19 protein-coding genes and 3 pseudogenes are annotated in these 23,637 nt (G+C 45.7%); 14 read left to right on the plus strand and 8 right to left on the minus strand.

What is annotated here, in order from left to right; genetic code table 11:
- Positions 1–254: 254 nt before the first annotated feature.
- From NZD89_RS08795 to NZD89_RS08805, 3 genes and pseudogenes are all read right to left on the minus strand, one after another.
- Complete coding sequence (locus NZD89_RS08795; RefSeq protein WP_268007347.1) at positions 255–503, minus strand: hypothetical protein; 249 nt, start codon at positions 501–503, stop codon at positions 255–257.
- Positions 504–683: 180 nt separating this feature from the next.
- Positions 684–2,108 (minus strand): diguanylate cyclase domain-containing protein, encoded by a 1,425-nt coding sequence (locus NZD89_RS08800; protein ID WP_326492925.1) that lies wholly within the window; start codon positions 2,106–2,108, stop codon positions 684–686.
- Positions 2,109–3,621: 1,513 nt separating this feature from the next.
- A pseudogene (locus NZD89_RS08805) lies at positions 3,622–4,382 on the minus strand (SDR family oxidoreductase).
- A 234-nt stretch (positions 4,383–4,616) separates the two neighbouring features.
- Between NZD89_RS08805 and NZD89_RS08810 the strand changes: the two are divergent.
- Positions 4,617–5,189: a TetR family transcriptional regulator gene (locus NZD89_RS08810; RefSeq protein WP_268007348.1), complete on the plus strand. Its 573-nt coding sequence runs from the start codon at positions 4,617–4,619 to the stop codon at positions 5,187–5,189.
- A gap of 208 nt (positions 5,190–5,397) precedes the next feature.
- Here the strand turns inward: NZD89_RS08810 and NZD89_RS08815 are convergent, their stop codons facing one another.
- The 5 genes from NZD89_RS08815 to NZD89_RS08835 all read right to left on the minus strand — a co-directional run bounded on the left by NZD89_RS08815 (position 5,398) and on the right by NZD89_RS08835 (position 9,919).
- Positions 5,398–6,267, minus strand: coding sequence for a metal ABC transporter permease (locus NZD89_RS08815; protein WP_268007349.1), 870 nt, complete (start codon positions 6,265–6,267; stop codon positions 5,398–5,400).
- Positions 6,239–7,180, minus strand: coding sequence for a metal ABC transporter permease (locus tag NZD89_RS08820; RefSeq protein WP_268007350.1), 942 nt, complete (start codon positions 7,178–7,180; stop codon positions 6,239–6,241). The genes NZD89_RS08815 and NZD89_RS08820 overlap by 29 nt, the downstream gene beginning before the upstream one ends.
- Positions 7,173–8,030 carry a metal ABC transporter ATP-binding protein gene (locus NZD89_RS08825; RefSeq protein WP_268007351.1) on the minus strand — a complete coding sequence of 286 codons (858 nt, stop codon included), beginning with the start codon at positions 8,028–8,030 and terminating at the stop codon, positions 7,173–7,175. Before NZD89_RS08825 ends, NZD89_RS08820 begins: the two co-directional genes overlap by 8 nt.
- A complete protein-coding gene (locus NZD89_RS08830; protein WP_268007352.1) occupies positions 8,027–9,010 on the minus strand; it encodes a metal ABC transporter solute-binding protein, Zn/Mn family in 984 nt (327 codons plus the stop codon). The genes NZD89_RS08825 and NZD89_RS08830 overlap by 4 nt, the downstream gene beginning before the upstream one ends.
- Positions 9,011–9,193: 183 nt before the next feature.
- Entirely contained in the window at positions 9,194–9,919 is a 726-nt protein-coding gene (locus tag NZD89_RS08835) for a nickel/cobalt transporter (RefSeq protein ID WP_268007353.1), read from the minus strand.
- Between the two features lie 162 nt (positions 9,920–10,081).
- Between NZD89_RS08835 and NZD89_RS08840 the strand changes: the two genes are divergently transcribed.
- The 13 genes and pseudogenes from NZD89_RS08840 to NZD89_RS08895 all read left to right on the plus strand — a co-directional run bounded on the left by NZD89_RS08840 (position 10,082) and on the right by NZD89_RS08895 (position 22,998).
- Positions 10,082–10,429: a (2Fe-2S) ferredoxin domain-containing protein gene (locus tag NZD89_RS08840; RefSeq protein WP_268007354.1), complete on the plus strand. Its 348-nt coding sequence runs from the start codon at positions 10,082–10,084 to the stop codon at positions 10,427–10,429.
- Between the two features lie 132 nt (positions 10,430–10,561).
- Positions 10,562–11,308 carry a class I SAM-dependent methyltransferase gene (locus NZD89_RS08845; protein WP_268007355.1) on the plus strand — a complete coding sequence of 249 codons (747 nt, stop codon included), beginning with the start codon at positions 10,562–10,564 and terminating at the stop codon, positions 11,306–11,308.
- Positions 11,309–11,357: 49 nt separating this feature from the next.
- The gene (locus NZD89_RS08850) at positions 11,358–12,365 is read left to right on the plus strand and encodes a CobW family GTP-binding protein (protein ID WP_268007356.1); all 1,008 of its coding nucleotides are present in this window, start codon (positions 11,358–11,360) and stop codon (positions 12,363–12,365) included.
- 166 nt (positions 12,366–12,531) lie between these two features.
- Positions 12,532–12,750 carry a transcriptional repressor gene (locus NZD89_RS29530; protein WP_369125264.1) on the plus strand — a complete coding sequence of 73 codons (219 nt, stop codon included), beginning with the start codon at positions 12,532–12,534 and terminating at the stop codon, positions 12,748–12,750.
- A 132-nt stretch (positions 12,751–12,882) separates the two neighbouring features.
- On the plus strand, positions 12,883–14,094 hold the full coding sequence (locus NZD89_RS08855; RefSeq protein ID WP_268007357.1) for a GTP-binding protein: 1,212 nt from the start codon (positions 12,883–12,885) through the stop codon (positions 14,092–14,094).
- Between the two features lie 218 nt (positions 14,095–14,312).
- A pseudogene (locus NZD89_RS08860) lies at positions 14,313–15,149 on the plus strand (IS110 family transposase); the annotation flags it as partial.
- A gap of 545 nt (positions 15,150–15,694) precedes the next feature.
- A pseudogene (locus NZD89_RS29535) lies at positions 15,695–15,889 on the plus strand (transposase); the annotation flags it as partial.
- Between the two features lie 42 nt (positions 15,890–15,931).
- Positions 15,932–16,990, plus strand: coding sequence for a hypothetical protein (locus NZD89_RS08865; protein WP_268007358.1), 1,059 nt, complete (start codon positions 15,932–15,934; stop codon positions 16,988–16,990).
- Positions 16,991–17,271: 281 nt separating this feature from the next.
- Positions 17,272–17,565 carry a hypothetical protein gene (locus NZD89_RS08870; protein WP_268007359.1) on the plus strand — a complete coding sequence of 98 codons (294 nt, stop codon included), beginning with the start codon at positions 17,272–17,274 and terminating at the stop codon, positions 17,563–17,565.
- Between the two features lie 435 nt (positions 17,566–18,000).
- Positions 18,001–19,545 (plus strand): glycosyl hydrolase family 18 protein, encoded by a 1,545-nt coding sequence (locus tag NZD89_RS08875; RefSeq protein ID WP_268007360.1) that lies wholly within the window; start codon positions 18,001–18,003, stop codon positions 19,543–19,545.
- A gap of 29 nt (positions 19,546–19,574) precedes the next feature.
- Positions 19,575–19,931, plus strand: a complete 357-nt coding sequence (locus NZD89_RS08880) for an NTP transferase domain-containing protein (protein ID WP_268007361.1) — start codon at positions 19,575–19,577, stop codon at positions 19,929–19,931.
- A 413-nt stretch (positions 19,932–20,344) separates the two neighbouring features.
- Positions 20,345–21,649: a glycosyltransferase gene (locus NZD89_RS08890; protein WP_284285278.1), complete on the plus strand. Its 1,305-nt coding sequence runs from the start codon at positions 20,345–20,347 to the stop codon at positions 21,647–21,649.
- A 20-nt stretch (positions 21,650–21,669) separates the two neighbouring features.
- Positions 21,670–22,998 (plus strand): nucleotide sugar dehydrogenase, encoded by a 1,329-nt coding sequence (locus NZD89_RS08895; protein ID WP_268007362.1) that lies wholly within the window; start codon positions 21,670–21,672, stop codon positions 22,996–22,998.
- The last annotated feature ends 639 nt before the right edge of the window (positions 22,999–23,637 follow it).

Below are 23,637 nucleotides of genomic sequence, written 5' to 3' on the forward strand. Positions count from 1 at the left end.
CGACTTTAAGAGGGGGCATCCACGTGCTCAAGGATGGTGAGTCCATTTGGACTGGTGTTTTTCTGTTGATCAACCTAACCAAAATACCTCCAAATTTAAATCTGAGCAGAACCTTCATGTTCGGCCTTTCCTTCTGATTCGGTGAAATCGTTATATAAAAAAAGACGACAAAACGTCAATCATCGATCCCGTTTGGTCGACGCAAATGAACGTAATGCCGTATAGATAGAGGCAGGAGGTTCATGGAGTTAAAATTACCTACAATGACAATGTTTTTTATGTTTACGTCTGAGAGCACGCCTGATTTTTTTCAGTTCCTTTTGCATTTGTTCTTGGGCTTGTAATTGTGCTTGGAACTGAGCCTGTAACTGTGCTTGGAACTGAGCCTGTAACTGTGCTTGCAGTTGAGCTTGTGCCTGTGCCTGTGTATCCGTTATCCGAATTTTAGGATTGGCGTTGACTGATACAGTCACTCTAGGATGTTCGCGGCGATGGTGGCTCATGAAATATGACCTCCTTTCATGAAAGATAATTTATTCAATGATCAAGGGAGGACAAAGGTTAAGGACAGTTAGTATGAGTGATTTGCGGAATTTGAAAGCAACGGGATTGTCGACTGTTAAAGTATTTTGATTCACCGAGGCGTTAGATATCAATCGCCCGTTGATGAGGTGTGCAAGATGTTACACGGTTTTGCGCGGAACATAAAACGCGTATCGATTTTTTCCACGTTCCTTGGCTTGATACAGTGCCTCATCTGCGTTTCGCAACAAATCCGGATAATTCTTCCCGTCGTCCGGTCGCAGCGCAATGCCCACACTTGCCGTCACTTGAATGACGTTCTTTCCTATTAAAATGGGTCTTTGGAGCATATCCATGATCCGTGCCGCAATTACTTTGACGTCAGCCACTGACTTTGCGGAGGTGACGAGCAGGATAAATTCGTCGCCGCCGAGTCTCGCCACCATATCCTCCTCGCGCACGGAGTGGTTTAATCTTACCGCAGTTTCTTTTAACAACTTATCTCCTGTATCGTGACCAAATTTGTCGTTGACTTGTTTAAATCCATCCAAATCCAGCATGAGAATTGCACAACAAAATTGTTCGTTTTCGGCTGTGTACAATTCTGCGATTGTCTCTGAAAAGAAACGGCGATTTGCGAGCCCTGTGAGGGGGTCATGATAGGCAAGGTACGTGATTCTCCACTGTTGAATCGCAAGTTTGCGATAGAGTTGTGTAATGGCCGTAAGGAGCACAGACAACAAGATAAGTGATGCCAACAGACTGTTGTACCGTGCTACATACCACCCCACCATATACCGTCCACCGGTAAACAGTGTTAGTGAGACGTCCAGCAAAGACGCAAGGGAAGCTAAAGTAACACCGAGGTGCATAATGGATACGCGTTTAAATCGATATAACATAACGGACACGCAAAATAAGTTGATCAAAAAAACAACTGGCCCAACACCCGACGTCACCAGTAAGTGATAGTCTCCAGATTGAACTATGGTCGGAAGATGATGCGTTCCTCGAAACGCTAACCAAGATACACCCACTACGCAAATCAAAGTCAGCAACATACCGACGACTGCAATTAGAGCAGAATTTTGACGTTTGAAGGAAGGCGAAATGCCTAGATGATTCGACAGCCCATAAAGAGAAAGACCAAGAGGAAATCCGCTGTGCCAAAACACCCAAAGCCAAATTGCCGTTTGAGATGTAGCATCCATCAATCCTCCATTAGAGAAAACCCCTGGGAACGCCAATAAATGTGGGATGATTATCATTCCTGAATACAAGTAAGTGACCGCTAGAATCAGCATGGGCAACCTAGGACTGACAACGAATTGTACAAACAACAAGAACGCCGTAATGAGTTCTGAGACAGACATAATGGATAACACGCTCGGGAGAAACGGTGTGACAATCACACTCTGATGTCGCGAAAAAGGCAAAGTCGCGAAAAAAACAAGGAATAGCAGCGCTGCGATGATGCTTGCAAAATACAATTGCCCTTTCGATGACGGAACGTCAAGGAGGCTGTTCATTCGATCGTTAGAGGTACTCAAGTTCCGATCAACGCCAAAATCATGGTTTACACGCATATTAAATACACAAACTTCTATCGGGTTACTAATCTAAAAGTCGAATGGTGTCATAATTCAACTGTTTGGCACACGCTCCTTCTTCGATGTACTTGGAATATATCGCAGCAGTGCTTTTTTTTTTGCACTTTGAGCTACCTTTCAGGTTGTTGTACTTTGTCCGTGCTCTATTTTCGTGTGTAGGTGCAGTGATAAATAGATACAACTGATAGAGACACATACCAAATTGGCTGGTGACCAGGTTGTGTGTCTCTTTTGCTCGCAGGTCCATAAACTGAGAACAAGGGTGAAAGCAGAAAAAGCATCAATGTAACGGCCTAATCCGTGACGTTAATCGATATATTCAGTAAGAATCGTGGGTGTAGACGTACAATGAACTTTCGGATCGATCCGGTGTATGAAATGTCACCGGAAGAGTATCTGGTAATGCGGTTAAGGGAAGTCGGGATTGATCAGACAAAGATTGACGAGATATTAAAGAGGATCCAATCGAGTGAAGAAAAACGGATAGAGAGCACCGAATAACAGAACGGCCCTCATTTTTCGATGTGAGGCTTATTGGGTGCACACATTTCCCCGAATCATAGCCATATTCTCGGCCATCTTATCCGCTTAGTGTATCTAGTGCATGAAACTGTATTTCTGTCCCGTGACGTGACCAACATGGTATCCTATTCCACCATCATCGACCAGTGGTGATGCGTATCAAGAATGGCTTAAAGCAGTAAACTCAATTCGAACTATACATCTTCTTATAGTTTGACGGAAGCAACTTTTAAGGTTCCGAGTGTATCAGGAAGTTCTGGTGATGCGACCTGTTCTTGGGTTGGCATTGGTGGAACAGGTAGCTCAAATCTATTCCAAACAGATTTAAATACAGTTACCACCATAAAGATTTATTGTTTTACGAATATTATACAAGGAAAACAAACCTGCACTATGACCTGTAAGCGCACTTAGGCAGGTTTGTTTCTCCTCCCAGAATAATGTAATCATCATTTATTGAAACCACATTGAAAACAGATATACAGATTCGCTTTACAGCGAAGATTAGACCACCGATATACATTGTCATCCCAACCACAATCGCGTCAGAATCTAATGGTTACGAGTAGCATTTGATGTCGTGCAAAGCACATTCATTGTATTGCTGACTTAAAATTGAGGTTCAATTTCAACGAACAACAAGGATAGTGACGAATTTTGTCGAATTGTGTAGAACACATTTAAAGGGTACAGCGTAGTTGATGCTCCATAAAACATTGAACAAAACAGGGCGTTCCATATCGGAACGCTCGCATCACCCCAAAGCCTGAGTGCTCAATTGCCATACAACTTCGTTGTAAGTGAACAATTTGTACATAGAATATATGGAGAAGTTCTCGAGGATCGCTCGTGCAGGCGACACACGGGGTATCGAACTTGGCATGCACTGACCTTTGACAACAGTCGGCACGGGTTCGAAAAGCCTAAAAAGGTACTACCATTGGTAGCACCTTTTGCTCACCAAGAATTATTCAATGGTGCTTTTCATCGCTTGATACATTTTTTCTACGTATGCATCGATTTCGTCACGTGACATGCGCAGGCGATTCACGGACGAGCCATAGCCAATCTCCTGTTTACCCTCTTCGAGTCCTTGGAAAATTCCATCCGTGAACGCATCTAAGGGCTCTCCATGCGTATGTAGACCCGATCCACCCAAATCGGTGTTCACTGCCGGTGGAGCCACTTCAATCACTTCTACAGATGTATTCGCCAGTTGGTGTCTGAGACTCATCGTAAATGAGTGTAGCGCCGCTTTGGTCGCCGAATAAACGGGGGCAATCGCTAGGGGGTGAAAGCCAACCCAGACGTCACATTCACAATGGCCGCATCTTCTTTTCTTGCAAAAAATGGGGCGAACAGCATGGATAGATGAATAGGAGCTTCAACATTGACCATGATTTCATTGTTGTAATATCTCCAATTGTCATTTGCATTTGCCTTCAACACATGAAAGCGTTGTTGAATCCCTGCATTGTTCACTAATACGTTGACGTCTGGATAGTTCGTTGTCACCCAGTCAAATAACGCTGCACGGTCGGATTCAAGTCCAACGTCACAGACGCGAGTAATGAGATTTGGGAACTTCTCCTTGGCATCCTGAAGGGCACTTTCACGTCGTCCGCAGACGATGACTGTATTTCCAGCTTTGATAAAGCGTTCTGCAAAAGCAAGTCCGATGCCCGCACTGCCACCCGTAATGAGTATTGTATTTCCTGAAAGTTTCATCGAAGGTCGCCTCCCGAATGAGTCTGTGTTTTGAACACGACGTTGGATTGTGTCATTGTGTATTCTCCATTCTTCATAAGAGTCACCAGATAGTCTAACCGACCGGTTGCTGTAACCTGAAATATAACTAACTGGTTGTTTATATTGTATTTAAAACTAACCAGTTAGTCAAATATGTTGTTCGTGTGATATATTGAAAACACTAAATTAATGCTTGGAAAAGGTGGGACACCTTTGAGAAACGCTGAAGCAACAAGAGAACGGATTTTAGAGGCAGCTATGGAGGAGTTCTCCTCCTATGGCATAGCGGGCGCACGTGTTGACCGAATTGCTAAAAATGCTGGATGCAACAAGAATCTGATCTACGTTTACTTTGAAAATAAAGAGATGCTTTTTACAACTGTTCTCCAGAAAAACCTAACGCGCGTTTATGAGGAAATTTCCTTTACACCCGAGGATCTTCCTGGTTATGCGACAAAAGTATTCGATTGGGCTATGACACATCCAGATATAGTACGGTTAATGACATGGTACAGTTTGGAGCAGAAGGCAGACAATATAACCGAGCGTACCTCTGTCCGCGACAGGAAAATTAAAGCGATAAGGGATGCGCAAAACGATGGTCTGGTAGGAACGACGTTTACTCCTGGCTTTCTTTTGACTGCAATCATGGCCTTGGCCACCGCCTGGACACCAACACATCCTTTCGGGCCGTCGCACGACCCAGATGCCGTGAAAATCCCAAGAGAGACGAGGGAGGCAATCGCCAGGGCCGTTAGTCTGATCGCCCAAGGTGAAGAAAGCTGATATGAATTTCGCAGTTAGAGTGAGTTGTGGCTGGAGTTAATTGAGGGGGTATTTCCCCCACTGCCACTGTTCACTGGACACACCGATTTTATAGGTACCGAGGACAGCGGATTCGAACCGCTCATATGTCCCAGTCCTTACGCAACCTAATTATTGGTAAAATCAACCCTTTTTCAGCTTGGAATTCTTCATAACTTACGATTACAGATTATGCTCTGTCGAGGATCGGTGGACGACGCTTAAGGCGTTTTCCTCTATTTATCAAATAACGCCATCCTCGTGCTAAACTGTAGACAACAGCCGTAATCGCGGCCACAAAAAAGCCTACAGGCCATCCGGTATCGTAGGAAAGAAAAATTGAAATCCAAACGGTAACGACGGCGATAGCTACCGACACTCCTACAGCCCGGATGGGATGATGAGTCAAATAGCGTGCCGCTGCAGCAGGTGCAATCATGAGACTAAAGGTCAACAACGCGCCAACAATAGGCACGGTGATAGCGGTCGCGAGGCCCACAATTACAAGGAAGTACATTTCGATTCGACGCACTCGAATGCCCCTTGCTTCGGCGCTCTCGCTCATGACGGACGCCAGCATCAACGGTCGATAAAGGATAGCCAGCGCCGCAATACAGACAATACCCAAAACGACTGTGTCGACAATTTCTATGCCGCTGACCCCTAGAACTTCCCCGAAGAGCAGCGAATAGATTTCTGGCGCGTAGACATCATGTAGATTAAGAAACAGAGCACCTGCTCCGAGTAGAAAGGTTAAAATGAGCGCAGTCACCACATCATGGCGACCGCGTTTCCCGAGCCAACCGATGCTAAGTGCTCCCGCGACAGAAAACACAGCTAGGCCGATCACCGTATTGGCGCCCAACAGGGCAGCACCAGCAGCGCCAGCAAATCCTCCTTTGGGTAGAGCGTGTGCAACAAATGCCGAGCCACGGAGTACAACAAAAAACCCGACAACCCCGGCGATAACAGCGACGGTCGTCGCGCCTATCCAGGTGTTGATCATAAAACTTTCCGAGAACATGCCGGGGCTAAGAATTGTGTTCCATACGGTACCCATGCGTCACTACCTCCTTCATCGAAGACTCTTCTTTGGGTCTCCGTGCCACAACAGGCTGCTGCCTCCTAAAGCGGGAAATCAAATAGAACAAGAGTACCAGGCTGGTCACAAAAAAGCTGACCGGCCAACCCCGCCCGGTTGGTGGCCAGTCGTAGCTATCGTAGGCGAGCACGATACCCAGCCATGTCGCCATAGTACCGATTGCTGCAGACAAAATCATCGCTAAGCCGGTACGCTTCGTCAACCGAATGGCTGTTGCAGCTGGACCGATGAGAAGTGCAGTGCTTAATAATGCACCGATGACTAAGGAAGATTGGCTGACGGCCATCGCCATGCAGCACATAAAGAGAAAGCTTACCCAGCGTACTGGAATTCCTCGTGCCTTCGCCAAGTCTGCATCCAGGGAACTGAGTAGCAGTGGGCGGTAAAGGACCAACAGGAGGACGAGAGTCAGCACCCCGAGGATGACCGTTGTCGGAACGAGCTTCGGATCGATGAGGAAAATCGAACCGAATAGAATCGTCATCGGTGCCCCCGTGGTGTTCGTGTACGTGGTGTCGAAATACAGAAACAGTGCGCCTAGTCCCATGACAAAGGCGTGTATGACGCCTGTGGTCACATCCCGTCCGCGACGGCGGTGCCCCTGCCCTAGGACGTCGACTCCCGCACCTGCGATAAATCCGCCGCCGAGAAATCCCCATAGAGCAGCGAGCCCCAGGAGAAAGGACACAGACGCCCCCGTTGCGCCAAAATCGCCCAGCGCATGGCCGAGATAAGATTGTCCTCGAATGACGACAAAGACGCCCACCACGCCCGAAATGATAGCCACGACGGTACCAATCAAAATCGCGTTACCGACCGATGCATCTGTGAAGAGGCCGGGTGCGAAGAGAACATGGAGCAGTTTAGTCAATCTGTTCCATCCCCCTTACTTTCGAGTGGTGTGTTGGTTGAAGCAAATCGGTCGTGGTGTCGTTGCTCCCACCAACCACCAGAATGCGACCGCGCACCCTGAGCACTTCTACATCGTATCCATACAGACGACTCAGAACGTCGTTTTGAATCACTTCTTCAATCGTTCCGATGGCGGCGTTTCCTGCCGCCAGGTAAACAACTTTGTCCATCACGTCAAGTAGTGGATTCATGTCGTGTGCCACAAGCAATACAGCGATGCCTTGGCTCTGCGCGATGCGAGATACAAGGCGCACTACTTCATGCGCACTGCGGATGTCGAGATTCGACAAAGGTTCATCCAGCAGCAGGACTTTGGGCTGTGTCAATAGGGCTTGTGCAATCAGCAACCGTTGCTGTTCTCCTCCAGACAGTCGTCCAACTGGCGCGTCTGCGAAACCGAGGGCGTCGACTGCCCTTAGCACCTCGTCAACTTTTTGTCGGCGCGATCGCGATGGTAGGGGAAGTCCCCACCGATGTCCATCAAGGCCCAGCGCAACTAGGTCTCGCGCACGAAGTGGCGTATCTGAGTCGAGATGGATTTTCTGTGGCACGTATCCGACAAGCGGGTTACCGTGTTTTACAGGCTGTCCATCGACGGTTACAGTTCCGTTATTGGGAGACAGTAAACCGAGGATAACTCGGAGCAACGTTGTCTTGCCGGCACCATTTGGACCAATCAGCCCCACAAATTCGCCAGGTCGAATGGAGAACTGGATATTTTGTAGCACCAGTCGGTCATCAAACCGCACCTGAATTCCTTTCAACGACAGTACATCGTCGCGAATCTTTGCCTCTTTCATTTGCATCATGACAGAGTCTCCGTAGACACGTGGTTTTTCAGTGCATTTTGCAAATCCTGTACTTCATCCAGCATCCAGGATTGGTATGTGTGGCCAGTCGGCATGGTTTCATACACACCAACTACAGGAATGTGGTTCTGTTTTGCCAAATTCAACAGGGACGTTGTCATTGGGTCAACTACTTGCTGATTATACAAAAACACTTTGACTTTGTGCTGCTTAAACAAGTTCTCTTGAAGAGTAACATCCTGCGGGGCCGGATCCGTCCCGTTCATGACGGCTGCTTGAAAGGCCCACGGTGTCATATTCTTCATGCCGCTCGCTTCAAGCATGTAGTCGCATACGGGCTCGGTGGTCGCGACTGGCGCGTTCGGAAACTCTTTCTTGACGGTGGCCAATTCCTTGTACCAAGGTTGCAAGGATTGTTCGAATTTCTGTTCATTGTCCTGAAAATAGGAAGCCTGTGCTGGGTCTATCGCTGACAAGTCCTTCACAATCGCCTTCGCAACTTGTGGCATCGTAGTCGGTTTGTACCATAGGTGAGGATTGGGGGTACTGTCCGGTAAACCAAGCAACGTTTGAACGTCAATAACCTTGCGGTTTGCGTTCGTTGATGCTGACTCCAGTTTGTTCATGAAATCATCGTAACCAAGTCCATTTTGGATAACTAGTTGGGCTCCAGCAATGGCCTTTGCGGTTTGTGGACTTGCTTCGTACGTGTGCGGATCGGTATTTGGATCGCTCATGATGGCTGTCACATGAACATATGTACCACCAATTTGAGAGACGACATTCGCGTATTCATTTTCTGCTGCGACCACTTGGATAGGGGACGTGTTTGCCGCTGAGCCAGTATTTTTTTGACTTGCTGCAACGTTATTGTTGGCCTGTGAGGGTGTCGACTGTGCCGTACCGCACCCGGCAATACCCGCTAATGCGAATCCTAGTGTTCCTCCAACCAAAGCGATCTGTTTCCCGCGAATCTTCAACAAGTTCAACTCCCCGTGCGTTCAAATCTCAACTACCTTAGTCAGTATATCGACATGATTACGATTTGTAAATAGGAATTATTACGATACACAAGTAGCGCATTTAGGCTTTTGAACCGCCGGTTATTACAGTAGAAATAGAAAGGGATCGACGATTATGCTTAACGAAAATACCTTTTTTAATTATCGCAGTAGGTGGCTCACTGCTTCCCAGGAAACGAAACACCCAATCAGAAACACGAGCAAAGAAGATAGTGACGTCAACGTATCTGTCACCCGCCAGTGATCAAGCCGTGAAATGGTATCACCCGTCGTGACTACGACTAGACCAATAGTGCACATCATTAAGGCCATTCCGATGGAAAATGCCATTACCAGGGTCATTCCTATAGAAGCGTGATGAAGTCCAATCGATGATAACAGAATGGCCAGTGCGCTAGGACATGGAATAAGGCCGGTAAAGAAACCAACCGTAAATAAGCGCCCAATGGAAGAAGGTGGACTATCCTTGTGGGAATGGTTGGAATGGACGTGATGATGATGATGTGGATTCGTACACGTCTCTGCCTGCGCGAGGCCCAGCTTTCTAACCACGACAACTTCAGGTCGGAATTTCTGATACAGCATTCGTGCACCTATCCAACTGACCGCCAAACCCGAGCCAAGTTCAATGAACGAAATCAAATGCTCGGGTATGAACGCATCGATGGACGATGTGGCTACGAGGGCGAGCATCAGAATCGAAAACGTATGTGCAACTGCAGAAACAAAGCCAATTAGCATGGCATCTTTAGGCTTTCCCTGATTCGAAATTAAATAGGCAGAAATAACCCCCTTCCCGTGACCAGGTTCCAAAGAGTGCAGTGCACCCAAGCCCATCGCGACTGGAATTGCATAAACAAGTTGCATGATAAACCTCCTCCAAATGGCTCTGTTGTCAAGCCTATGCTGAAGGACGACCCTCATTCCAAATAAATCGTAACTTTTACGGTTTACATTTTTGAATCATCTGGATATACTCAAAATGCAAATCGTAATTATTACGAAATATAACCCGTAGGAGCGATCGCGGTGACCACCAGAAACCTGAGCACGGTAGAGCACCACTTTTTGATGTGCAACGGTGCGACATGCATGCGCAACGGAGGAGAGGAAGTGACGCAAGCCATACGTGATGAGATCGCACGACATGGTGCCGATGAGCGGATCCACACCACACGCACCCGATGCAATGGGCGATGCGACGATGCATGTGTCGCGATTGTCTACCCTGAGGGTCATTGGTTCCGCCATACCACGCCAGAATCGGGACGGGAAATGGTACGGGCGTACCTGGAAGGCTACATACCAAGCAGTCCTTGTCTCTCTCATCATTTTTATGACGGACGCTTTACGCAAGTTGCGCCCCCGTTTGATTGAGGAGTTGCTTTGATGAGAAACGGTAAACTCATTCGTGCGTTGCGTGAACAGTATCAAATTGATTTTGAGGCACTCTGGCGCCAGGCTTGCAAAACGTCATCAGAGGCGTTTCCGTCACGACTGGTGGATGATTTGGCAGAACAAGCGTTTTGGAAAGATGCAGCTAAGAGGTATGACGATACTCCCAAACTCATTGACTATGCGCCCGAAGTTGCAGTGAAGATTCGTTCGCTGCTTGGCGAGGTAAAGCGGGTTCTGGAGATCGGATGTGGTACAGGTAAGTTTACTGTGCCACTTGCCAGATATTTTGAAAAAATCTTTGCAGTGGATTTGTCACAAGACATGCTGGAGCAATTGCATATCAAACTATGTGACCAAGGCATTCACAACGTTCGAACGGTACAGGGCAAATGGGAGGATGTCCAGCTTGACAGAGTTGATGGAATTTTTCTTGTCAATGCAGTTTATCGAATGTTGGATATCCGTAGATGCCTCGCAAAAATGAACGAAATCGCACGTCAACGTGTTGTGTTGGTGTGGACCCAGCCATGGTCACGATTCGAACAACTGTTTTGCCAACTTGGTATCTCGGGAGAAGGGGTTAGTCGAGATTACATAAACCTGTTGCTGATTTTGTATGAAATGGGCATTGACCCAACGCTTGAGTTCTTTGACGTTGAAAAACGTGTTCACTACAAAGAAATTGAAGAACTGCGTGAATCGATCCGTCAATCTGTTCCTGCAGATAAATACACCCCTGAGTGTGTCGAGAGGTTTATAGCGGAAAACACGACTACCACTAGCGAAGGTGTCGAATTTCGCTTTGGACAGAAAATTGCCTTTATTCACTGGAAACCCGTTGAATTTCTTCAGATTTAATCATTGCGTGGATAAGAACGGTTGTTCATTTTGAAAAGGAGTGTTGAGAATGGCAGTTGAGATGAACACAGTGTCACGAGAGAGGATTCCGGTCACCTTATTAACTGGATTCTTGGGTGCAGGCAAAACCACATTGTTGAACCACATTCTATCGGCAAACCATGGGCACAAAATCGCTGTAATTGTCAACGAATTCGGTGAGGTAGGTGTTGATAATAAACTGGTAGTCGGTGCTGATGAAGAAATCTTTGAAATGAACAACGGATGTATTTGTTGCACAGTACGTGGCGATTTAATTCGGATACTTGGCGAGTTGCGAGATGCGCGGATTGGAAAGAATGGACGGAAGGTCGACTTTGACCGAGTACTCATAGAGACTACGGGTTTGGCCGATCCTGCACCAGTCATTCAGACCTTCTACGTCGACCAAGAAGTTGACGATGCGTATTCGCTCGATGCCGTGGTAACAGTTGTTGATGCAAAGCACGCCGAACAACACTTGGATGATGGACATGAGGCACAGGAGCAAGTCGCCTTTGCTGACGTGCTGCTCCTAAACAAGATTGACTTGGCCTCCGAGGATGAGGTAAAGAGTCTTGAAAACAGACTGCGGTCGATGAACCCGTATGCCAGAATCTACCGCACGGAGAAATCGAATATTGAGACGGAAAAGATACTGGGAATCAATGCGTTTGATATTTCTAAGAAGCTTGAAATTGATCCCGGTTTCTTAGAGGAAGAGGATCACGAGCACGATAATTCTGTAACATCCATTGTTTTGCGTGAAGAAAAACCGCTGGACCTCCGTAAAGTGGAGAAGTGGCTGTTTGGCTGGCTAACCACTCACGGGGCTGATGTATTTCGATACAAAGGGTTTCTCTACATTAACAACGTAAAACAAAGGGTTCTCATCCAAGGGGTTCATATGCTATTCGAATCAGCTGGAGACCGACCTTGGAAGGATGGCGAAGAAAAGATCAGCGAACTTGTTCTCATTGGCCGCAATCTGGATAGTAGTTGGTTCCAGAAAGGATTTGAAGAGTGTGTCGCTCACTAGATAAAACTTGATAACGGCGCGGAGTTAGTCGTATTGAAAAGCTAACATGGGTAATTCCGCGCCCACTGTTTCCTGGGTAACACGTCGGAATAGATTAGCAGTGATTGAATGTCTACTCCTCCGTATTGTAGCCAAGGGGGCGGATTTCATGGACAGCGCTACGGATATGATATTGGACGAGCTCAAAAGTGTGGGTTCAGCTAAGTACCGATTGGCATGCGAAATTGAGCATCACCACCACCTAATATGTTTGCGCTGTGGTTCGACTGTCGTACTTGATAAGTGCCCTATGGCGGACGTATTGGCCACAATAGATGATTTTACAATCATAAACCATCGTTTCGAGGTTTACGGGCACTGTACTTCATGTGCTCAGGTTTTGTGAATCATGGATGTACTATCGAATCACGAAGTCGAATTATGAGTTAGCACGCTATTTGAGAATCTAATTTGATGGAAGCCAAGCAAGCTTCGCGATGACATGTAGAGAACCTATGTGTGAAAAGAGTCTTTAAAAATGAAGCAACACAAAATTCCGGTTACGGTTCTAAGCGGTTATTTAGGAGCAGGTAAAACCACTGTCCTAAATTATGTTTTAAACAACCGAGAAGGTCTTCGAGTTGCGGTTATTGTGAACGATTTGAGTGAAGTGAACATTGATGCCAATTTGATTAAGCAAGGAGCAACACTTTCTCGTACCAATGAAAAACTAGTGGAGATGTCAAACGGATGTATTTGCTGTACGTTGCGGGAGGATCTCTTGCGCGAAGTAGAACGGTTGGCGAAGGAAGGTTTGTTTGACTATATTCTGATAGAATCGACAGGCGTTGGAGAGCCAGTTCCTGTAGCTCAAACTTTTACCTACATTGACGAAGAAAACGGCATCGATCTTACTTCTATTTGCCGACTGGACTGTATGGTGACGGTAGTCGATGCTTACCGTTTCTGGCACGATTTTTCGTCCGGCGAAAGTTTGCTAGACCGGAAGCAGGCAGTTGGCGAAGAGGATACCCGCGAAGTGGTTGACCTTTTAATTGACCAAATTGAGTTTTGCGACGTTCTTGTTTTGAATAAGTGCGACATGGTGAGCGAACAGGAGTTGCAAGGACTGGAAGGGGTTCTTAGAAAACTCCAACCTAATGCCAAAATCATCAGAACTTCCTATGGAAAAATCGACCCCAAGGAAATTCTCAACACCGGTCTTTTTGAATTCGACAAGGCAGGTCAATTAGCTGGATGGCTTAAGGAACTACAAATGGAGAACCACACTCCAGAAACTGAGGAATACGGGATTACATCATTTGTGTATCGCCAGACAGTACCATTTCACCCTGAACGTTTGGCCCAATGGCTGGAGGATTATCCTGTGGAAGTCGTTCGAGCTAAGGGGATCCTTTGGTTATCCAGCCGAAATGATGTCGCCATAAACCTCAGCCAAGCGGGCCCTTCCATACAATTCGGACCAGCTGGTTATTGGGTGGCGTCACTTCCTGAAGAGGAAAAGCAAGACATCTTTAACGAAGAGCCTGAATTGCTGCAATCATGGGACCCGGTATGGGGGGATCGTATAACGGAAATCGTTCTGATCGGAATTGAAATGAATCAGGGCGAGATTGCCCTTTCGTTGGATACCTGTTTGTTGACGGAAGAGGAAATGGGTCTAGATTGGCGAGAGTTTCACGATCCGTTGCCCCAATGGGATATGGAACTGGAAGAAGAACTTGCTTAGAAGGAGGATTACGAAATGCGCGTTGTTGTTTCTCTCGCGTGCACCGAATGTCCAAAATCAAAATAAGATCCTGCGTCACGAAGTAGTGAATTTAATACCAAGGGCAGATATTACAACGATGAGCAATAGGACATTCATTACAATTAGACCCAGAAATGAACTCAATGTAGAGGCGTTACTATGAAGTCTAGACTGATCCAGACTCAAACACACATAGTGGATTTGAACAACTCGAACGTAGTATTCGCAAATTACAACAAGCTCACAAATTGAATGATGTCGTTGTTGGAATGGAGAGAACGGGACACTACTGGTTTAACATTGCCAACTGGCTTATTGAACGCGGCATTGATGCCGTTCTTGTGAATCCCATGACAACAAAGCGTAATAAGGAAAACCGTGATAACTCGCCATCCAAAAGTGATCCAAAAGACGCGATTATTATTGCAGATGTGATCAGTCGTGGGTACTACACCGCATTCCGCCCTAGCGATGAAGTATTCCGCCGTCTTCAAGTTCTAGTTAAGAATCGTGAACACTGGGTTGTTGAATCTGGGCGCATAGAGAATCGAATTACACGCTGGCTAGACATTCGATTCCCTGAGTACACAAAGGTTTTCAAAGAGATATCCATCCCACGATCCCTAGCAACATTACGTAGCTTTCCGTCTCCATCTGACTTAACATCTCTGACACTAGAGCAAGTTATTGAGGCTTGGTCAGAACATATGTCACGCCCAGGTGGTACTCGGGGTATGCGCAAAGCGACTCAACTAATTGCAATAGCTAGGAATAGCGTGGGCGATGTATGCGCCCTCGAGGAGGACAAATGGGAACTTCAGTATTTGCTTGACGCGTATGAGAGAGTACGGAAAATCATTGCTGAATCTGATCAACGTATTCAACAACTACTCCCACAAGTTCCATGCGCAGACTTAATTAGGTCTGTTGGCGCAACTGTGCCAGCAACGGCTGCAATACTGGCTTTTGGAGGGGATCTACATGAACTAAGGCATGGCAATCAACTGCTACGTAAAGCTGGTTTCGTATTATGAGGTCAACCAATTCGGGCACGGATTGGTTGACCTCTTTGAGTTTAAGAGGTTTATTTCCTGTAGTCGGGTCGAACGTCCGGGGGCGAATCCGGGGATTAAAATGTTCACCCCTACTTGTAGAAGCATGTTTGAAGCTGGTTGGGGGAATGACCTCGTATAACAAGCGATGCTATGAACTGCAAGATAGGTAGGAATGTTCACCAGTAAGAATCGAGTCGCGCGTCAGATGCAACGCAGGGACTAGTCGAGGTATCCTGGAAGAGAAAATTCCGGATAAAGGTAACACCCAAGCTGCGTCAGAAGCTTTAGCATCGCCACCAAACTTGTCCAACTCGTACAAAGTAATGCTCGACAGTCTGCCACAAAGGAAGGGCTTGAGATGGAGCAGGGTCGATGAGCCACACAAGTGCAAGTCCGCCTACGACTCAACAAAATCAGTGGACACTGTGAGATGCTATCCTTTCGGAACCGTTGCTCAAGCTGCCTACGGAACTGGAGTACGTAGATCGAATCCTATATGATGAACGGTTCATGCTCCAGTTTCCTTGAGAACTTCAATACAGCAAATTGGACGCCCAACGGTTCCGGAGCAACCGTATTTTCGTCTCATGTATCTTAAATTTCGGTACCAGCTAGGATACGAACCGCTAGTACAGGAAGTGAGCGACAGTGTTGTTTGGCGGCGCTTCTGCCATCTCTCCATTGACGGAAAAGGGCCAGATGTCGGCACGCTCATCAAAGCAAGGAAGCGGTATTTTGGCTTTATGGGAGGCGGGAATCAAATGAGTGATGTTTCCTTTGGTGGAAGAAGTGATTGGATCGATATAAGAAACTATCAAACACCGTCTGTAAACGGAGTGCAAGATGATACGCAAGCGTTTGCAACTGCTGCCTACATGGCAAATGGAAAAGCAATTCAACTTAGTCCAGGAACATATTACGTGCAAAACATCCAACTCATTTCTGGACTTGTCATTCGTGGTTCAGGACGGAACGCAACAACTATTGTCCATACGGGATCAGGGAAAGCCATTAGTAACAATACAGGAACATCCATTGGGAACATTGAACTAGCCGATTTTACACTTATCTGTAATCCACATAGCACGATTGGTATTGAATTCTCTATGGTGTATCAATCTATCGCCTCAAGAATCAATATCCTTCAGTCAAATGGGGGTAACACGAATTTCACAGGTGTATCGTTTGACCATGGGGACACGGGCACCAGCTACTACAACACCATGACAGACGTATCTGTCAATGCTGGGTCCACGAATACAATTGGAACAGGGTATTTGTTTCAAAACAAAGCAAACAGCAACCGACTAATTGGATGTCGCACGAACGCCGTCACAACAGCTGTACAAATTGCCAAATCCACAACAGACCATATTGTAGTCATTGGCTGTACATTTGAACAGTTTACAAACGGGATTATCGATAATGGGTACAGAAATGTATTTGTGGGGAACCGTTTTGAAAACAGTGGTTCAGCATCTGGAACCGGCATTATCCTGTCCAGTACGACAACCAATGCACTGATGGCCGGAAATCAATATATTAACCTGACGACAGCGTTTACCAACGGAAATATGTCTGGCGCGAATATGATCATGGATCACTCCCAGCTGAATGCGAAGTACATTAGTCATGATTCAGGCGGCGGCTGGAATAGTGTCATGAACATGCGGAACTACGGGATTCAGAGTGCGGGGTATCTTGGACTGTCAACATTCCCATCATCGAGAGCACCCAGCAACAGTATATTTGTCAACTCAGCAGACAACAAATTGTATTTCAAGGACAGTGCAGGGGTATTAACTGCACTTACACTCTAATATTCCCCGGCATAGCCGGGGAGAACATTCATTAGGCCTAAAAATCCCCTTTACCCAAATCCTCTTTTATCCTTCTCTGTCCGCCAATAATGCCCCATCAGAATTCCTCCACATACTCCGCAGCGATTGATTCTGGAGGATTGGTGTAGCGATGAATATAACGCTGTGAACGATGGCCAAGACGACTGGCCAACTGAAAATATGATGTCTCGACCCTCATAAGTAGTCGAATTACGTCGAATCACTATGGTAATCAATAACTCATAAGGAGGGATTTATCGGTGAATAAAGTTCTGGGAAAAGTTATCGTAGGTTTTACAGCATCTGCAACAGTTGCGACAATGAGTATTACATCGGCATTCGCGGCCACAACATCGTTCGATAGCCAGTACCAAGCTAATTCGAACACGGAAAAATCTCTATTGGCACAGGTTTCATCTTCGTCGTCAAACACGACGATTACTGATTTGCTATCCACTGTAAAAAACACTCAAGTGGCAGCATTATATGCAGCAGAACAAGCATTATCCAGCGCTAATTCATCGAATCCTCACGTACATACACTTAGTGACTAAATAAGGCAACTCGAAATGAAACGTGACAATATCTTAAACAGTCAAACGTACATTGGAAGTTGGTTGAAAAATACGAACATCATTCTCAAGACAAGAACTTACTGCAAAAGTGCTTGAAAGAACACGAGCCAATTGAAAAGAAATTGTTGCAAATGAATCGTCAAATAACTGCTAGCAATACCGATAATGGGTGGAATACAGCCCCCTACAATGGCGGATTGAAAGAGTTACAGAATTCTATCTTGAAACTTCAGTCGTCTGCTATTCACTACACATAAGAAGCAATTGCTCTTGAAAAGTCATCAGCAACAATGACTACAAACACGAATGGTATTGTTACGGGTAACACCTATAACTTAATTTGGTAACCCCCCACTTTATCGCCGTACATCATGGGGTAGTTTTCCCTAAATATTCTTATAAGAGAGGTAATGTATGACGATCAATCGAGGTAAATTCGCAGCTACAAAGGCACTTGCTTTTGGTTCAGCAGCCATGCTTGGATTTGGGGTCTTCTCTCATCCAGCGTTAGCGGACACCGCTGGCGAAAATCAACAACCGGCCTCGCCTACAAATGTACAGGTATCGAACGTAACGGAGACAGGTGCTACGCTTTCTTGGACAGGTACAGGGAATGGTACTGGGGATGTGTACGAGGTTATAAATGACGAATCGGTTGCGATTCCAGGACAGCCAAACTCGAGTTCTCCGTCTATCCTCATCAAAACTTCCTCCACGTCGGTTCAACTGTCCAATCTACGTCCGAACAAGACATATTATCTTGTAGTCAAAACCCTTGATGCTAAGGGGAATTCTTCGACAACGAGCAACCCCGTTATTTTTACGACGGGAAATCCTTTGGAGCGGAAGAGCAAAATAGTCGGCTATTACGCCAACTGGGATACATATAGTGGTTATCAGGTTTCAGATATTCCGGCGAATGAATTAAATGTGATCAACTATGCCTTTGCGGTAATCGACAGTGATGGGAAAATTGCACTGAGCGATCCTTATGCGGACATCGGACAATCATCTTCAGGCGACTCGTCTGACGCGAATGCGATTAAGGGAAACTTTGGTCAACTGATTAAACTGAAGAAACGATACCCAAACCTGAAGACGATCATTTCAGTCGGGGGATGGAGGAATTCAGCTCAATTTTCGCAGGTCGCTGCGACGCAAAAATCACGCGATACATTTGCAGACAGTGTCGTTCAATTCATTAAAAAATACGACTTTGACGGTGTTGACATTGACTGGGAATATCCTCTCCAGGGTGGCTCCTATCCAAATGACCAGCACAACCCAAATGATCCCCAGAACTACACATTACTATTAAAAACAATTCGCGGAAAATTTGACACGCAGGGCGCTCTGGATCATAAGCACTATTACCTTACCATCGATGCCGCAGCCAACACGACTTATGCGACTAAAGACACAAACTTGGTTGCCATGCAAAAGTATGTTGATTGGTTCAATTTGATGACCTATGACATACACGGAAGTTGGGGTTCCTACACAGGTCTAGTGGCACCGATCAATACGGATCCAGCTGATCCTGGGAAGTGGTCAGACAACAACGCGGTGCAACTTTATTTAAAGCAAGGTGTAAACCCAGACAAAATCGTGATGGGTGTGCGATTTTTCGCGTATGAGTACCTGGGCGTCAGGGATCAGAACAACGGCCTATATCAACCGTATCAAGTTGGCACGGGCACTTCGATTCCCTACAACAAATTGGTCACGCAGTATTTGAATCAGAAGAACTATAGTGGGTTTACCTATCATTGGGATTTATCGGCCAAGTCGCCATATCTATTTAATGGAGACGATTTTATTAGTTTTGAAGACCCCGCCTCCATCTTTATGAAAACTGAATATGTAGACGAGCACAATTTAGGCGGCGTCATGATATGGAAATTGGGGCAGGACTACAAAGGCCAACTTCTATCAACTATCTATGACAATCTTAAGTAGGAGCTCGAAGTGGTCACGGAGGAGATTATATGGGTAAAAGTGCAATTGTGCTTGCGCCCGGCCACGGTACGCGGATGAAGTCGCGAACACACAAAGTGTTGCATCGTGTGTGTGGCAAGCCGATGATCATGCACATTCTTGATACATTGAATCGAGTTGGCCTAGACCAGATTATCGTTGTTGTCGGACAGCAAAGAGAAGCTGTCACGGAAACGATTGCGGGCCGGGTGGATATAGCCGTTCAAGTAGAGCAACTTGGAACAGGCGATGCGGTTCGGGCTGCTCTGCCGCATTTGAGAGACGACGCGGATTCCGTCGTTGTATTGTACGGCGATGCACCTTTGATTCAACCGGATACGCTTTGCAGGTTGTTTGAGACACAATGACGTCAGGGAGCTGCCGTAGCGGCGTTGACCGCCGAGGTGGACAATCCCACGGGCCTTGGTCGCGTGTTCTGTAGAAATCAAGAACAGCGAAATCGGTGACGATACAAAAGTCAGTCATTTGGCCTATGTGGGCGATACGCAAATCGGACGCAACGTCAACGTTGGTTGCGGTGTCATTACGGTAAACTACGACGGATTTGTTATCGGCCGAGCTCGTCAGACGACGAAACCGAACTATGTTCGTGCGTGGAAGGCGCACAAATCGCAGCGAAAAACACATTATCCGTCAACAACTAAATAACTTATCCAAACTTATTAACGAACAATCCAAACGGTGTCACTCCTCAACGTCTTGATCGTTCGCAAGCGATGACCGCCGATATGGATCATGTCAACAAAAGGAGCAATCAAAGGTGATAGAGCATCGAGTGGATGATTCGAATTTACAATTGTTTAAAAATAACGGAAATCGAAAACCTATGTCATTAATCAGTCGGATCTTTATTTTTATACTTTTTTTAGTGTTTGTCACGGCCATGATTTATGTTAATTCAAAAGCTCATGGACGTCTCGACTTCACGCTTGGAATATATGGCTCCGTCATGGTTACTTATTTACTTGGGAAAATGGTTCTTTCATTTTTTTACAAACCATTTAAAGGAACTGCATTGGATTTTAAAGTGACAGTAATTGTCCCATCATTCAACGAAAAGGAAGAAGCGGCACGCAGCACTGTAGAGAGTTTGCTAAGACAGACACATCGAGTACATGAAATTTTCTTCATCGATGATGGTAGCAAAGACTTGTCGGCTTATCACGCAATTCAGTTGTTAAAGGAGCAAACTGGTGCTGAAAACCTACACGTACATCGTTACGAAGATAATAGGGGAAAGCGCCATGCACAAATCTACGGATTTGAACGTGCTACAGGAGACATTATCTTCACCACAGACTCAGATGGCTATGTATACCCAAATGCCATAGAAAAAATGTTGATACCTTTTAGGGACAAAAAGGTGATGGCGGTAACAGGTCACATCAATGCGCGAAATAGGACGGAGTCATGGTTAACACGTTTACTTGATATGCGTTATGATAATGCATTTCGTGTTGAGCGTGCTGCTCAATCAGTAACAGGTAATGTGCTTGTCTGCTCTGGTCCGATTAGTTGCTATCGTAGTGAAGTAATCCTAGATAATTTGGAACGTTATCGGCACCAGACTTTCTTAGGTGAACCTGTCCAATTCGGTGATGACCGTTGCTTGACGAACTACGCAATTGAGCGCGGAAAAACGGTCTATCAGGAAAATGCGATATGTCTAACCGACGTTCCACCCACACTACGTCAGTTTGTAAAACAGCAAATACGTTGGAATAAATCGTTTTTCAGAGAAAGCTTGCTGGCATTTAAGTTGGGACTTAAAAAGCCAAAGGTGCTCATGTGGGTTTTATTAGAGATGTTATTATGGATAACCTTCGGAGTTGCGTTGTTCGCAGGCGTCATTCTTAAGGCTCGGACGATGGGCTTGGTTTTGCTCAGCTATTATGGAGCGTATATCTGTCTATCAGCGTACGCCAGAAATGTGTACTACATATTGAAGCGACCTCTTGTATTTCTATTGGCACCACTTTATGGGATTGTTCATTTGGGGCTATTGTTTCCGCTACGGATATATGCTTTAGCAACGCTTAAAGTCACACGTTGGGGCACAAGATAAGTAATTGGAGGTAATTAAATATGGCAATTTCTATTCAAGATACTAACGTGCAGGCAATGACGTTGATGGAAAAGATCGAGAGAAAGACAGCAAAAATCGCGATTATCGGACTGGGCTATGTTGGTCTACCAAATGCTGTCGCAAAGGCGCAGGAAGGCTTCTGCGTTATCGGTTATGACCTATCGGTCGATAAAGTTCATAAAATTACAAGTGGGGTAAGCTATATCGATGATGTTACGTCCGAATCTATTCTTGAATTGATTAATTCAGGGAATTTGACTGCAACATATGACGCGAATCATTTATCAGACGCAGATGTCATCGTTATCTGTGTGCCAACACCAGTTGATGAATACAAGCATCCCGATTTACAATTCGTAGAAAGCGCGTGTTGTGATGTTAAAAATTTCGTAAAAGCAGGCGCTCTAGTGATTTTGGAAAGCACCACATACCCAGGTACTACCGAGGAAATCTTAGTGCCAATGCTTCAAGAGCGGGGACTTACAATTGGTAAAGACGTTTTCATAGCGTATTCACCGGAACGGATCGATCCCGCGAACAAAAACTTTAACATCCATAATACACCTGTCGTTGTCGGTGGGGTGACCGCTGTCTGTGGAAAGTTAGCTTGTATGTACTTTGGAGAATATGCAATTCAAGTATCATCCCCGTCGGTTGCCGAGATGACCAAGATATACGAAAATTCCTTCCGATACGTGAACATCGGTTTTGCGAATGAGATGGCACTCATTTGCGAGAATATGGGTATTGACATATGGGAAGTTATCAATGCAGCGAGTACTAAACCATTTGGATTTATGCCGTTTTACCCTAGTAGCGGTGTGGGCGGGCACTGTATTCCGGTGGATCCCTATTATTTAAGTTGGAAAGTACGATCATTAAATATGCAAAGTCGTATGATTGAAACGGCCGGTGACATCAACTCAAATATGCCTCGATATACCTGTCAACGTATCATGGAGGTATTGAACGAAAGAGGTTTAGTCATCCATGGAAGTAATATCCTTATCGTCGGTATCACCTACAAAAAGGATGTTAGTGACGTACGAGAATCTCCAGCACTGGAGTTGATTGCTGAATTAGAGCGACTTGGTGCAAATGTTACGTTTTGGGATGACCATGTGACCAGTGTAACTGTACATGGCAAGACGTATCACAATGTTAGAGATACAGAAACTGCCATTGTAAATTCGGATATAACCGTTGTGGTAACAAATCATTCAGATGTTGATTATACTTTAATTGGGGAAAATGCGACGGTTCTCTTTGATACGAAAAACGTACAAAATATGCTTGGTACAATTAAGGGAGAATACATTCGGTTATAGTATAACGCAGGGGTAATGTCCCATATAAAAATTTTGGGACGCCACCCCTGCGTGTTACATATTCACGAGTAACTGGCGTCTCTTTTGCTGAGTGCTACCGTTATACAGCAGATATCTCGACTCACCTCAGATGGTAGGACAGATATACTCATTATCGACGATTCGCTGTTTAGTCGCAGTCGTAGCAAAAAAGTCGAATTGTTCTCCAGGATTTATGACCATGTTTCTCACAACTTTACTCGTGTTTTTCGAATACTCACTCTGGGTCTGATCATATGAGAATTCATTTGTTACTCTCACCTTTTCGTTGCTCAGTTAAAAAAGCGCAATGATGCGATGGGATCTATTGTCCCCGACCTACCCTTAAAAGAACGAAGAATTTGTCGAAAAATATACCGTAATCTTTTCGTCATTCAAGAAAAGGGGTTTGATATTATCCGTACTTGTGGTGAGGTAAGATTGCGTCATTTACCAAAAAACGTGCAAAAAACACTGCGTTATATCCGTCAGGACGCAACCCTAGATCAACTGGATGATATTGAGAAAAACGTCCTTCGTATGATCCATGTTCGGCGTAGACGCCTGTTGGCCGAATCATCGAAATCGACCTCAAACAATCGTGAGGTGGGCGTAACACCT

This window comes from Alicyclobacillus fastidiosus (assembly GCF_026651875.1).
Classification (GTDB): domain Bacteria; phylum Bacillota; class Bacilli; order Alicyclobacillales; family Alicyclobacillaceae; genus Alicyclobacillus; species Alicyclobacillus fastidiosus.